The 13,774-nt window shown below is 45.3% G+C and carries 14 protein-coding genes; 7 read left to right on the plus strand and 7 right to left on the minus strand.

Annotation, left to right across the window (positions count from 1 at the left end):
• The first annotated feature begins 1 nt into the window (after position 1).
• The 3 genes from ruvX (at position 2) to B050_RS0105010 (ending at position 1,939) form a co-directional block, all read left to right on the plus strand.
• The gene (gene ruvX / locus B050_RS0105000) at positions 2-415 is read left to right on the plus strand and encodes a Holliday junction resolvase RuvX (protein WP_018472792.1); all 414 of its coding nucleotides are present in this window, start codon (positions 2-4) and stop codon (positions 413-415) included.
• The gene (gene def / locus B050_RS0105005) at positions 412-966 is read left to right on the plus strand and encodes a peptide deformylase (protein ID WP_018472793.1); all 555 of its coding nucleotides are present in this window, start codon (positions 412-414) and stop codon (positions 964-966) included. Before ruvX ends, def begins: the two co-directional genes overlap by 4 nt.
• Positions 967-1,144: 178 nt before the next feature.
• Positions 1,145-1,939 (plus strand): amidohydrolase, encoded by a 795-nt coding sequence (locus B050_RS0105010; RefSeq protein ID WP_018472794.1) that lies wholly within the window; start codon positions 1,145-1,147, stop codon positions 1,937-1,939.
• A gap of 210 nt (positions 1,940-2,149) precedes the next feature.
• Here B050_RS0105010 and B050_RS0105015 read toward each other — a convergent pair whose 3' ends face one another.
• Positions 2,150-4,276, minus strand: a complete 2,127-nt coding sequence (locus tag B050_RS0105015) for a T9SS type A sorting domain-containing protein (protein ID WP_018472795.1) — start codon at positions 4,274-4,276, stop codon at positions 2,150-2,152.
• 385 nt (positions 4,277-4,661) lie between these two features.
• Here B050_RS0105015 and B050_RS0105020 point away from each other — a divergent pair, with 385 nt between their 5' ends.
• From B050_RS0105020 to B050_RS0105035, 4 genes are all read left to right on the plus strand, one after another.
• A complete protein-coding gene (locus tag B050_RS0105020; RefSeq protein WP_018472796.1) occupies positions 4,662-5,957 on the plus strand; it encodes a UDP-N-acetylmuramoyl-tripeptide--D-alanyl-D-alanine ligase in 1,296 nt (431 codons plus the stop codon).
• Positions 5,958-6,193: 236 nt separating this feature from the next.
• A complete protein-coding gene (locus tag B050_RS0105025; protein ID WP_044201835.1) occupies positions 6,194-7,114 on the plus strand; it encodes an O-fucosyltransferase family protein in 921 nt (306 codons plus the stop codon).
• A 192-nt stretch (positions 7,115-7,306) separates the two neighbouring features.
• A complete protein-coding gene (locus B050_RS0105030; RefSeq protein ID WP_018472798.1) occupies positions 7,307-7,717 on the plus strand; it encodes a hypothetical protein in 411 nt (136 codons plus the stop codon).
• A 103-nt stretch (positions 7,718-7,820) separates the two neighbouring features.
• Entirely contained in the window at positions 7,821-8,741 is a 921-nt protein-coding gene (locus B050_RS0105035) for an SGNH/GDSL hydrolase family protein (RefSeq protein ID WP_018472799.1), read from the plus strand.
• A gap of 103 nt (positions 8,742-8,844) precedes the next feature.
• Here the strand turns inward: B050_RS0105035 and B050_RS0105040 are convergent, their stop codons facing one another.
• The 6 genes from B050_RS0105040 to B050_RS0105065 all read right to left on the minus strand — a co-directional run bounded on the left by B050_RS0105040 (position 8,845) and on the right by B050_RS0105065 (position 13,770).
• Complete coding sequence (locus B050_RS0105040; RefSeq protein ID WP_018472800.1) at positions 8,845-10,032, minus strand: molybdopterin molybdotransferase MoeA; 1,188 nt, start codon at positions 10,030-10,032, stop codon at positions 8,845-8,847.
• Between the two features lie 196 nt (positions 10,033-10,228).
• Complete coding sequence (locus B050_RS0105045) at positions 10,229-11,308, minus strand: HesA/MoeB/ThiF family protein (protein ID WP_018472801.1); 1,080 nt, start codon at positions 11,306-11,308, stop codon at positions 10,229-10,231.
• A complete protein-coding gene (locus tag B050_RS0105050) occupies positions 11,305-11,904 on the minus strand; it encodes an NTP transferase domain-containing protein (protein WP_018472802.1) in 600 nt (199 codons plus the stop codon). The genes B050_RS0105045 and B050_RS0105050 overlap by 4 nt, the downstream gene beginning before the upstream one ends.
• A complete protein-coding gene (gene moaC, locus B050_RS0105055; protein ID WP_018472803.1) occupies positions 11,888-12,361 on the minus strand; it encodes a cyclic pyranopterin monophosphate synthase MoaC in 474 nt (157 codons plus the stop codon). The genes B050_RS0105050 and moaC overlap by 17 nt, the downstream gene beginning before the upstream one ends.
• Position 12,362: 1 nt before the next feature.
• The gene (gene moaA, locus B050_RS0105060) at positions 12,363-13,340 is read right to left on the minus strand and encodes a GTP 3',8-cyclase MoaA (RefSeq protein WP_026235647.1); all 978 of its coding nucleotides are present in this window, start codon (positions 13,338-13,340) and stop codon (positions 12,363-12,365) included.
• 13 nt (positions 13,341-13,353) lie between these two features.
• Positions 13,354-13,770 carry a molybdenum cofactor biosynthesis protein MoaE gene (locus B050_RS0105065; protein WP_018472805.1) on the minus strand — a complete coding sequence of 139 codons (417 nt, stop codon included), beginning with the start codon at positions 13,768-13,770 and terminating at the stop codon, positions 13,354-13,356.
• Positions 13,771-13,774 lie beyond the last annotated feature (4 nt).

Here is a 13,774-nt window from a genome sequence, read left to right on the forward strand (position 1 = left end):
CATGGGGAGGGTTTTAGCCATTGATCTGGGAACAAAAAGGACCGGAATAGCCGTTACTGATATACTGAAGATAACTTCCAATCCGTTGGAAACGATAAGGACCATGGACCTGGACAAGTACCTGAAGGACTATACCCAGCGGGAAGAGGTGGAGGCCATCGTGATCGGCTACCCAAAATCCCTGGATGGGAGCGATACCAATATGACCCAGCCCACCATTAGGCTGAAGGCCAAACTCGAAAAAGCATATCCTGAAAAGAAAGTGGTGCTGGTAGATGAGCGATTTACCTCCAAGATGGCCATGCAAAGCATGATCACCATGGGCTCAAAAAAGAAAGATAGAAAAGAGAAGGCGGGCAATCTGGACAAAATCAGTGCTGCCATTATATTACAAACTTATTTAGACCAACTATGATATATCCGATTGTAGCATACGGAAATCCAATATTGAAGCGGGAAGCGGAAGAGATAAACGAAGGTGAAGATATCAATGCATTGATTTCTGATATGTTTGATACGATGGATCATGCCAGTGGTGTGGGACTTGCCGCTCCTCAAATCGATAAGGGCATCAGGCTGTTTGTGATTGATAGCTCCCTGATGCTGGATGAAGACAGCGAGGAGCAGGGTTTTCGTAAGGTGTTTATAAACCCCATCATCTTGGATGAATATGGTGATGAATACGGCTATGAGGAAGGCTGCTTAAGCATCCCTGAGGTGCGTGCAGAGGTGATCAGGCCGGAGAAATTGACCATCGAGTATTTTGACGAAAATTGGAAACTAAAGGAAGAAGAATTCTCCGGAATGACCGCTCGTGTGATTCAGCATGAATACGATCACCTCGAAGGCATCCTTTTTGTGGACTATATCAAAGGCCTGAAGAAACGCATGGTCAAAAGTAAACTTATCGATGTCAGCAAAGGGAAAATCCCTACAGATTATCGCATGATTTATCCCACGCGCTAAATACACGGGAATATTATTGTCCCTACAGACCATAAACCTTGGAAGGATCAGCAGGGATATAGAATTGATTGACTGTGAGGGTTCACCTTCGCGATTTTATTCCTCTATTCTGGACATTATCAAATTGAAAATACTAAAGTAGGCTATAGACCTACTTTTTTTTTACTATTAGGACGATATGGAAAACTTAAAAGTAGCATTGGTGCAAACGGATCTTTATTGGCAGGACAGCCAAGCCAATCTGGCGATGCTTGAAGAGAAAATATGGTCTCTTCAGGGGAAAGCTGACCTGATCGTATTGCCAGAAATGTTTCCTACTGGATTTTCTATGGAGGCCGAAGCGCTCGCCGAGCCGATGAACTTCACCAGTACCAAATGGATGAAGCAGATGGCGGCACATACTGGCGCCATCCTTACGGGGAGTGTGATTATTAAGGAGAATAAGAAGTTTTTTAACCGGCTGCTGTGGGTTCACCCTGATGGACAAGTGCAGCATTATGATAAACGCCACCTTTTCAGAATGGCCGATGAGGATCACCATTTTGATATGGGAATGGAGCGCAAACTCTTTCAGGTGAAGGGGTGGAATATTCTTCCTCAGGTGTGCTATGACCTGCGCTTCCCGGTTTGGGCCAGAAATGACGCTGATGAGTCGGGCAAAATGGATTATGATTTAGTGTTTTTTATCGCCTCCTGGCCTGCCGCCCGGAAGTCGGCTTGGGATATTCTGCTAAAAGCCAGGGCCGTCGAAAACCTTTCCTATTGCCTCGGGGTCAACCGTGTGGGGGTAGATGGAAATAATATCGCTTATAATGGGCATTCCGCAGCCTATGACTTCAAGGGGAATACCCTTGCTTTTTGTGCAGAAAAAGAAGAAATCCTTCTGATAGAATTGGACGCTAAGGAGCTCAATGCCTACCGGGAAAAATTCCCCGCATGGATGGACGCCGATGATTTCTCCATTCAAAAATAGTCTGATAGGACTGTCTTTGTTTTAGCACTGTTGCTATCTGCTGAGCACCTTTTTAGGATAGTTTAGGTGTTTGCCTAGCGGCAAAAAAAAATGGTGTAATAAAACAGATACCCGTAAAAAGATGGATTCCAATCCATTCCACCTTTCGCATACATCCGCTAGGAAAGTGGCTGTAGGTGTATCAATGAAAAGAGTATCTGTTGACTATACTTACCTCAATATTAACTTCTTCACCATTTTATTCCCTTTACTGGAGGTGAATTCTATCAGATAAACCCCACTGGAGAAGTTCCTCATGTCCAATGGTTGAGGTTCATTGGCTATAATGCTGATGTCAGAAATTAATAATTGTCCAAGGGTATTGATGAGTCGGGCTTTGCCATTTTCGTTGCTGAGAATATTGACCGGGCCATTGGAGGGATTGGGGAAGAGGGTCACCGAAATGCCGCCGTCCACCGGCGGGGTAGGCGAGGAGGAGATCTCCTGGAGCAGCTGAAGTCCGCCTGCATTTCCTCCCAAAAGAAGTTGATCGCCCTTACCGATAAGCCCGGGAGCTATTCCCAGCCAGGTATTGCGGCTCAGGCGACTTGGAACAGCCGTATTGTCTTCCAATACGATCTGAATCGGCTCCGCTGCGGGAGGATTTGCTTGGGTGAAATTGGGGATATGGCTGATGATTCCCCTTTGGCTGACGGCATAGAGGTCGAGCTGCTCACCATTCTGCGTCGTCAGCACGCATAGATTACGGTCTGCAGGATCATCCTTGAATCCCAGGAAATCCTCATCCAGTAGCTCAAAGGCCACATTTCCTGAGAATTTGACACTATAACGCTCTAATTCCCCAGTCTGGCGAGCCAAAAGCAGGAAATCCGCGCCAGCATGGGAATAGTAGGAGAAGTTGTCGTAAGCACGCAGGCTACCGGTTGGAAGGCTGATCTCCCGAAGCTCGCCGGCTCCTGGGGAATTGGCGTAAAATAATTTTCTCACTAATACAAAATCTTCAATCACCACTCCAGATACAAACCAATAATTCTGGCCGGCAGCAGTGGTATAAGCAATATATTGTAGCTCAGTAAGTCCCAGGCTGGACAGGTTCTGATAGTCGGACTCCACGAGTAGATAGCCTTCATTATTGACTTCAAATCGGAAAGCCATACCCGTAGATTGTCCATTTAGGAGTTGATTGGCAGTTAGGATCAATTCGCCATTGGACTGGCTGCCAGTGAAAAAGGGACGGGTATTTTCACCCAAATCAATCATTTCTTCTTGCAGCAGCGCAGTGGTGACGATATTAAGACTGGTCTGCGGAGCGAGTTCGTAAATGCTATGAGCATAGTCTAATCCGCCCGTTAGGGAGGTTTCGGAGCTGTTGACACTGACTAGAAAGGAATCGCCTATCATGCTGCCTACCTGAAATAAAGGAAAAACGGGGAGGCTGCCATAGCTGGGGAGCTCAGTCGAAAATTCATCATAAATAGGGTCAACGGAGCTGCCTTTATTTTCCAAATAGTATAATGTGCTACATTCATCCTGTCCCATGACCAGATCCAGGTTCCCATCGCCATTGAAGTCCTCCAATAGGATGGAATGCCCTCCAGAATGCTCTATTGATAAGTTTTCATCACCGGGAGTCTTGCGGCTGATGGGGCTTCCATCGCAGGTCTGGCCAAAAGAAAAACTCCCGCAAGCACAGAACTCAAAATTCCCCCAGCGGATCTTTCGCCTCTCAAAGCCGCCCAGGCCGGCCATGCCTGTTTCTTCCATACTGGTGTTGATATATAGCTCCAGGTAATCTCCAGCGGCATAATTAAACGTGACAATGTCCAAATCACCATCTCCGTCAAGGTCTTGAATGGCCGGGATATCCAAAATATTTACCTGCAGGTTCGATCCATTTTCCAGACGAAGGAAATTCTCCGCCAGCTCCCAGCTGGGAGTAGCGCTGCCTGTAGGACTGGTGTTTTTATAGGCTTTGATGCCAAAAGCAGAACCCGTAAATAGGTCTTTTTTACCATCTCCATCATAATCTGCCATGACCACAAAGCCCAACAGATCAGCAGGGAAATAATGCGGCATTTCAGGTAATACTTCGTAGCCGTCTTCGCTGACTTCAATGACTTTCAGGGATCGTGCATTGATATCCCAAATCACCCATTCTTCGACTCCATCGCCATTTAGGTCCGCCGTGTGGATCTGTGCTGCATTGATGCCGCCGGCAAAACCCATGGATAATAATTCTTCTCCTATATATGCCTTGGGATTAGTGTATTCGAAGCTTTGCTGCGCGAAAGTAAAGTGGCATGTGAAAAAGATAATGGAGAATAAAAGGTGTTTCATAGATGAAATAAGGATTTTCGGCTTCGTTTTACAATATTACCATTAACGTAGGAGCCACAAAAGTAGTCTAAAAAAATCTTCAGAATATAGAGACTTATTTCGGCTCTCTAGAGGATAAGGTTCAAAAATGTTGTCCTTGGTGCTTACCATATAATAAAAGCGGGAAAAATATCCTCCCGATGAAGCTTTTTCGGTGCTGGCAAAAGATATAAATGACTACCAGACAAGCTCTGCAAGCCATAAGCTTTAGCCGATCTCAGTTTTAGGGATTGCAGCGATAGAGCAAATCAAGGCTTAATTGTACATAATCGGTTTATTTATTTTGAAAGGAAGGGCTAAATCATGAAATTTGTCGAGGCAAAATAAATTGATATTCACTCATCCTATGGAAAATATAGAGGCTCTTTATTCATTATTCAAGCAGACGACGGGGATCAGCACCGATACTCGAAATATCGCTGAGGGCAATTTATTTTTTGCACTAAAAGGACCGAATTTCAATGCCAATGATTTTGCCCTACAAGCCCTCGAGGCAGGTGCGGCGGCAGCGGTGGTGGATGATCCTGCGGTGATTCCAGATCAGGACCCACGGTTTTTTCTGGTCAAGGACGGTTTGCTAGCCTTACAGCAACTGGCGAATTATCATCGCCGGCAACTGGATATCCCCTTTCTAGCCATCACCGGCAGTAATGGGAAGACCACCACAAAAGAGCTCATCAATGCGGTGCTCAGCACCAGCTATACCACCTATGCGACTAAGGGAAATTTGAATAACCATATAGGCGTTCCCCTAACCTTGCTGGCTATGGATGAGCATACCCAAATCGGAATCGTGGAGATGGGGGCGAATAAGCTGGGCGATATTGCCGAGCTTTGTGAGATCGCAGAGCCCAGCCATGGTCTGATTACCAATATAGGCAGAGCCCATTTAGAGGGTTTTGGAGGATTTGAAGGAGTGCTTCGCACCAAAACTGAACTCTATCAATTCCTGATCAAGCATCAGGGGAAGATTTTTGTCAATAGCCAGAACCCTGTTCTTGCAAATATGATGAAGCGGATGGATCATCCGATCAGCTATCCCGCAAAGGGTGATTTCTTCCACTGTGAATTTGTGGAGGCCAATCCATTGGTTCGATTCAGGACGGATGATGGCCAGGAATATTCCACCCAGATGCTGGGCGAATATAATTTTGAGAATATAGCCACTGCACTGGCGGTTGCTAAATTTTTTGAGGTGGATCAAAAGACTGCTGCTCAGGCCGTCAGTGCCTATGTGCCCGGAAATATGCGCTCTCAGCTGGTGGAGAAAGGCAGTAACCTGATCGTTCTGGATGCTTATAATGCCAATCCTTCCAGCATGGAACAGGCCATTCGGACCTTTGGGAAGATGAGTGGAAAGGCGCATAAAATGGTCATCCTCGGAGATATGTATGAGCTGGGCGATAGTGCTGCTGAGGAGCATAAGAAGCTCGGGGAATGGGTGAGTGAATACGATATAGACAAGGTCTGCTTTACCGGGGAGCTAGTCCAAAATGCCCTGCTTAAAGCTCCACGAGCCTTGTATTTCCCTGATCCTTTCAGCCTTCGCAACTGGCTTGCGGATTCTAATCTTCAAAATCACCTCATCCTTATCAAAGGTAGCCGAGGAATGAAACTGGAAGGCTTGGTAGAATATATTTAATCAAAGAAGAAATGGCATCGCTATTTTGATTTTGATAATAATAAAAATCCTATTTTGAATAAGTGATACTTTAAAAAAGATTCATTTGTAAGAGTGAATTATCCCTTATTCTTATTCAAAAAGATAAGCATTAAGTATTAATTTAATAATTTTTATTCTGTACATAGTTGATTTTTTTATTGTAAATTAGAATTGATTTTTATTAGTGACTATTTTTTTTAAATAAAGCGAAGACGATGGGACAGGATTTTGTGCATAAACTATTGGGGAAAATATTCCCCGTTGATTATTCGGGGAAGTTCTTGCAATTAGACTTTAGGGGAGGGCTTTGTAATAAGCTACATTTTCTTATTAGCGCTTGCGATATAGCCATGGATAAGAATTGCAGCCTGATAGAGCCTGAGTTTGGCTGGAAGGAAAAGATCCTTTTTTCTGATATTTTTGACCTTGATCACTTCAATGCCAGCATGGCCGCCTATACCAATGGCCGATCCATCATGCTTCCCTTGTCCCAAATCAATAGTGAGGATAGGGTGCGTAATAATATGAATTTATGGAAGTATTCTGAAAAAGAACTTTCTAAAGAACGTATTGATTGTCAAGTGAGTAGCTGCTCTACCAAAGCCCGTGTGCTCAAGGCTCTGAGGCTAAGGCCGGAATATGAGCAGCTGGTGGCAGCACATGTCCAGGCTCCGTTTACGGCCTTGCAGGTGAGGACAGAGTCGGATTGGGTGGCTTACGCCAAAAAGAAAACCGTGGGGAATAATGAGACCCTACTGATCAACCTGGAGGATCTATTAAAGATGGTGGCAGAGTTTGATTTGGTAGGAGATTTATTTTTTACCTCAGGTGAAAACCATCAGCAATTGCTTGTGGCCTTTCAGAGTCTGGGCGTGAATCCCTATTATTTTTACCAGCCTAATCTGGAATACGAAATCAATGCCGCCATTAATTTTGAGATTTGTTGCCGTGCACATTATTTTATTGGCTTATCCCGAAGTTCTTACTCTAATTTAGTCGCTTTAAAAAGAGCACTTATTTTAGGAAATGATCAGTCATTTATCTATAATTTAAACGACAAAATAATTAGAAGAATTGATAAAGGCTTGCAGGCTATCGCCCATGATAGTGTTACAAAAGAAACAACGATTGTTTAAACCTCGACCACCAAGGATCTATAGATTCCAGCAAATTATAATAGGGTTCAACAGCAGAGGCGATATTCCAATCATCTTATTGTTTCAATTATGATTTTTATAAATGACTGGACTTTATAGGGTTTCATGGTTTGTAATTAGTGAATTCATCAAATCGATTCTTTTTTCCTGTCAAATCTGTAGGTTTATGAGATGGTGATTAGGCCAGAATATTTTGAATATAAGGGGTTTCAGGTTCCTCGGGGCCAGACTTTTGATGAGGTGTTTGCCCTTTTGCGTACAGGAGAGGGAGACGGCTCAGCCCCGAATTCATGCGAGGCACAGTTTCCATGCTCTGCCATTATAGTAATACCATCCCTTTCCTTCACCATTCGCGCGCCCCAGCCTGATAGGCCCATCAAGCAGCTTCAGTACTCACTCGCTCCCCTCAAATCGACCATGGCTCAAGAAATATATTCCCCTTATTTGGAGCTGTTGGAAAGGACCATGGGTGAGCCTGATTCAGGGAAGTATTTCCCTGAGAGGATGGAGAAGACTTACCATAGCAGTCTGGTGGTGTATTCTGCAAAATGGACCTTGGGAGGTATTAGTATTCAGCCTTGACCTAGGTGGAGGGTTTTGGGGGTGTTTTTTTGATTTTATGATATCGCTCATGATGATTGTATTGGTTATATTGTAAGCCTCAATCAGCCAAAACATTGCTATTATGAAACGTTTTATATTATTCGTCATTTTTTCCTTTGGGGCGTATTTGCCGCTTTTTTCGCAGCACTATAAAATTCCTGAAGGGGTGGAGCGAATTGTGTTCCTGGGGAATAGTATTAGTTATCAAGGAACTTATATTGAGTATATCGAAACCTTCCTGCGGCTGAAATATCCTGAGAGAGAATTTACTTTTATCAATGTGGGTTTACCAAGCGAGACGGTTTCGGGTCTTTCGGAGCCCAATCATGCCGGTGGTGATTTCCCAAGGCCGGATCTCCATGAGAGATTAAACCGAGTACTAGCTCTCACCCAGCCGGATATGGTGTTTTCTTGTTATGGGATGAATGATGGGATTTATTTGCCATTTGATACCGAGCGCTTTAACAAATATCAGGAGGGCATTGACTGGCTGGATGAGCAGGTAAAAGCCTCTGGAGCCAATATTGTGCATATTACTCCACCTATCTATGATGAACGAAAGGGCGCCGCCTATGCCAATGTATTGGATATTTATTCTGATTGGCTGCTTAGTAAGCGCTATACCGATCAGTGGGAGGTGATCGATTTGCATTGGCCGATGAGGAAGAGTCTGGAAGATCAGCGGCTGGAGGATTCCACCTTTGCATTTGCAAAAGATGGGGTGCATCCCGATGCCGCCGGCCACTTCCTAATGGCCAGAGAGATCCTCCTTTCCTTAGGGGAGTCGGATTTGCAGGGCAGGAAGGATTGGCAGGAGGTTATAGACAGTTTTGAGAATGGGGAGCAGCTATTTATGCTGGTGGAGCAGCAGCAAAAGATGATGAAAGATGCCTGGCTGAGCTATATCGGGCACCTAAGGCCAAGGATGAATACAGGGCTTCCAATGGAAGAGGCTATGAAAAATTATGAGCAATTCAAGCTTGAAGTCGGGAAGATCCAATAAATATATACTTCTATTGCTTTTGCGCCATGGCGCAAAAAAACCTTATGGAGGATTATGATAGGCCTTTTGCCAGTTTAGTGATTATGGGTTTCGAGGATTTGATTTATTTCAAGGCTAGGAAATCAACTTTTTCTCCCGGCATATAATCAGTTCCCCTGGCTGGTAATAATACGAAACCCTCGGTCTGTGCAAGGCTAAATAGATCACCTGACCCATTATGGTTGAGGGCTTTTGCAGCTCCTGATTTGGGATCTAGCCGTACCGACACGAACAGGGCGAGTGCCGGATTGGAAGGGATACTTTGGGCCAGTTCCACCCTGGATAATGCCATATCTTTCCCTAAGGAAGCATATAGCCATTGCTGGAAATAGTAGAAATGGTTGACATAGGTCGATACGGGATTGCCCGGATAAGCAAACACCTTAGTGTTTAAGCTTTGATGTGCCCCAAACCAAAATGGTTTTCCGGGACGCTGAGCCACTCTATGGAAGATCTTTTTCACTCCCAGCTCATGCAGAATCTCAGGTATATGGTCAAATTTCCCTTTGGAAACACCGCCGCTCAGCAGTAACACGTCAAATTCCTCTAGCAGTGCAGCAAGTGACTGCCGTAAGGCTTCCTTATCATCATTTATATGGTATAATTTACCTGTGATGCCCTCTTCCATCAGCCCCGCCCAAAGCGTATAAGCGTTGGACTTTCGGATTTGATGGGCTTGTGGCTCCTGATCCACCTCCACCAGCTCGTCGCCTGTGGAGATGATGGCGACTTTTGGTAGCTTAGCCACAGAAACAGTGCTTTTGCCTACAGTCGCTAATAGGCCGATGTCAGCAGCAGTGATTTTCTTGCCTTTGGATAAGATCAACTCCCCTTTTTTAGAATCACTACCCTTATAATGAATGAAGCGCTTCGCCAGCTTGGCGGCTTGTATATAGGCTCTTCCCTCCTTAATTTCCACCTCTTCATAAGGGATTATGGTGTCCGCCTGATGCGGCAATATCGCCCCCGTCATGATCTCGAGGCAATAGGTCTCCTCCTGAAGGCTTAGTTGCGGAGAGCCCGCTGCCTGTATTCCCTGTACCTTATAGCTTGCTGCAGGAGGCTCATCCAGATCCTTATGCTGAATGGCGATTCCATCCATCATCACCCGATCAAAAGGAGGAGCATCTCGATCTGTGAAAATGTCCTCCGCTAGGAAGCGGCCTTTTGCTTCCAGAAGGGATATTTTCTCTGTACCATACGTGCTGCGTTGCTTTAGCACCTGCTGTAGCGCTTCGTGGATGGGGATCATGGGTAGTTTGATTTTATGAATAAAGGTTCAAAATCACCTTTTTTTTGGTGTATTAAAAGAAGTGAAGTAGTGAAATGAGTTTTTTATATCGAATAAAATGGTTTGCGATATCTCTTGGTAAGCGAGATTTAAGAGGCAGGAGTGGCCTGTTTGGCCTTCCGACCGATTTATAATGGCTTTTGAGGAACTGGTAAGTTTAGTTATTAATGTTGTGAAGTGCTGCCATTCCATCAGAGATACTATAAAGTTTGGTGTTTGGAAGTTCGGTTTGTAGAATTTGGGCGGCTTGGAGGCTTCTTTTACCTGATTGGCAGATGAGATATACGGGTAGCTCTGCATTAATTTCCTGCATGCGTTCAGTAAGTTGCTGTAAAGGGATGTTTTTGGCCGATGGAAGGGAATGTTGATAAAATTCCTCCTGGCTTCTTACATCTATTAGCTGCAGCGCTTCACTATTGGAGAGCTTTTCCAGGAGATGCTGCACGGTCTGCTTCTCAATAGGGCTGCTGAGCTCACATTCCCCTTGTCCATAGGTAGTTTTTAGACTAGTGATTACGTGATTTTCGGGGAAATTGGGAACGCCAATCTTAAGATGAGTCTGTGCTAGGCTGTCGATGATGAGTAGTTTTCCGCTTAGGACTTCTCCTATTCCGCTGATGATTTTTACGGCTTCGATAGCTTGGTAGGTTCCTATCAGTCCTGGCAAAACTCCCAACACCCCATTTTCATCGCAGTTGGCGATGGCGGAATGGTCGGTGGATTCGGGGAATAAGCAGCGGTAAGTGGGGCCGCCATGGAAATTGAGTACGCTTACCTGCCCTTCAAATCCGTGCAGAGCGCCATAGATAAAGGGTTTGCCAAGGATGACACAGGCATCATTGACCAGGTATCGTGTGCCAAAATTATCAGAAGCATCGATCACCAGATCATGAGATTCTATGACTTTTAGAGCATTTCTGGGAAGCAAATATTCCCGGATATTGGTCAAATTGGTGCCTGGGTTCTGCTTTGAGAGCCGCTTGATCAGGCAGTCTGTTTTATATTGGCCTATATCAGCAGGCGTGAAGAGGCTTTGGCGGGCCAAGTTGCTTTCTTCCACCCGGTCAGCATCCATCAGGGAGATCTGACCTATCCCCATCGCATTGAGGTATTGAGCCACGGGAGTGCCTAATCCTCCAGCGCCGATGATCAGGATACGGGCGGCGGCTAGTTTTTCTTGTCCCTCTGTCCCAAAACCTTTTAATTTAATTTGCTTTGAATACCGGCTGAGATTCATTTCCCTTCTTCGATTCTTGATTTTGCGAGTTCGTAATCCTCAGGATAGTTGGCGTTGAATAGCTCAAGGTCATTTTCCGGATAGATCAACTGAATGTCTGCGTTCATCAAGAATTTTCTAGGGCAGCTTTTTCCAGATTCGATCATAAACTTTTCCGCTTCCTGAAGTCCCTTGGGTTCCCAGATGCCTATGAGTGGCTCAGGCAATTTACTTTCATGCGTAGCATAGACGGTAGCGGCCTTTTGGGATTGTCTTTGCTTGACGAGTGCCTGAAGGCTCTCCTCATGAATGTGAGGTAAGTCCACCGCGACTATGAGCCAGGCCTTATCAGGATGAGCATGATGTGCAGACAAAATGCCATTTAGTGGACCTCCATAGAGGTCTTCATCCATAATATAGTCCATTCCGGACTGGATGACACTTTGCTGGTCTTGTCGGCAGCTGATATAGGTCTGTGGACAAAGCTCCTTTAACGTATAATAGAGATAAGACCGATGGTTGGTCCGGTAATATTGCAGTTCTCCCTTGTCTTGGCCCATTCGGCTGCTCTGGCCGCCAGCCAGCACCAAGCCATATAGATCATCTGTTGAATACATTTTTACCTCCTTCTTTTGCCATTAGTTTTGTTTCTGAAATGATAATATCATGAGAGAGGGCCTTGCACATATCGTACACAGTCAATGCCGCCACGCTTGCGGCGGTCAGCGCCTCCATTTCCACTCCTGTTTTGCCCTCACATTTTACTGAGGCGGTGAGGATAAGACGATTGTCTCCTGGGATGATTTCCAGGTTTATCTTGCTCAGCGCCAGCGGGTGGCAAAGCGGAATCAGGTCGGAAGTGCGCTTTGCAGCCATGGTCCCGGCGATGATGGCTGTCTGCAAAATACTGCCTTTTTTGCCTAGGAAATTATCGCTGGCCAATGTCGCAAAAACCTCTTCAGGAAATACAACGATAGATTGGGCCGTTGCGGTGCGAATGGTGATGGTTTTTTCGGAAACATCTACCATTCTGGCATTGCCGTCCTGATCTACATGTGATAGTTTGTGGGCCATATTATCCTCCTATTAAAGTCATCGATTTTTTGGTGATATTTTGGTTCTCTGCCTCAAACCCATCCTTAGCCCGGATTTTCATCGCTGCGATGATGCTGAACTGAAGTCCGCTGAGGCTCGCATGATTACGTATCATGGGCATTAGATTGATGGTGTCTGCGGAATAGAGGCAGGTTTGCATCTCGCCTTTGGCGCTTACCCGTACCCGATTGCAGGTGCCGCAGAAGGTCCTGGAATAAGAGGCGATCACCCCAAAGCTCCCCGCTGAGCCCGGTACTCTATAGTTGATAGAGGTCGAACTTGCAGGGACAGGAAGCCTCTCCAAGGGTCCAAAGTGGGCCTTGATATGCTCTGTGATGCGAATATAATCCCAGGAAATGGGCTGTACTCCTGTGGTCTGACCGTTAAAGGGCATTTCCTCCAGAAAACGAACCGTAACTTTATGCTTTCGTGCAAATTCCACCATAGGGATGATATCATCCGTGTTTGTATCGTCCATGACCACACAGTTAAATTTCACATCAAAGCCCTTATCGATCATCATCATGATATTCTCCATGACCAATTTATAGTGCTTGCGGCGGGTAATCTGGTTAAAGCGATCTTCGTCGAGGCTATCGATGCTGACATTAATCTTAGTGATACCAAGACGCTTTAAGTGATCTATATGTGGAGCAATCAAGGTGGCATTGGTGGTGATGGAGATCTCTTTTAAGTCTTCGATGTTCGCTAGTTTTTCCAAAAAATCCATCAGTCCCTTACGGACAAAAGGCTCCCCTCCGGTAATTCTGATCTTGTCCACACCAAGGTCTATGAAAGCCTGAGCCATCCTTAGAAGTTCATCCCAGGTCAGTAGCTCATGCTTATGGGCAAATACCACTCCCTCTGCCGGCATACAATACTGACACCGCAGGTTGCAATTGTCGGTGACAGCCAGCCGAAGGTAGTTGATTGGTCTTCCATGATTGTCGATTAGCATAAAATTCCTTGATTTAGGGATGTGCATTTATCCAGGTACTGTGGTCCTGGTAAGTTTCTTTTTTCCAGATAGGAACCACTTCCTTTAGTCGATCGATTAGGTATCGACTAGCCTCGAAGGCTTCTGCCCGATGGACGGAGGCTGTGCCTATGAATACCACGGGATCGGTGATCTGCTTCAGGCCTTTGGCATGTATCATCACTAGCCGATGGATGTCCCACCTGGCCGCTGCTTCCTCAGCAAGCTCCTGCATTTTCAGTAAAGCCATCTTTTCGTAAGTTTCGAAAAATAAATGGCTTACTTCTTTACTATTATTCAAATCCCTTACGGTGCCTATAAAGGTGCATATCCCCCCACATTGTGGGTGAATTAAGGATTGATGCGCCGCTCCAAGGTCTATTACTTCTTCTATTTTGATAATACTATCCATATAT

Origin of the sequence: Echinicola pacifica DSM 19836, assembly GCF_000373245.1 — a bacterium.
Classification (GTDB): Bacteria; Bacteroidota; Bacteroidia; order Cytophagales; family Cyclobacteriaceae; genus Echinicola; species Echinicola pacifica.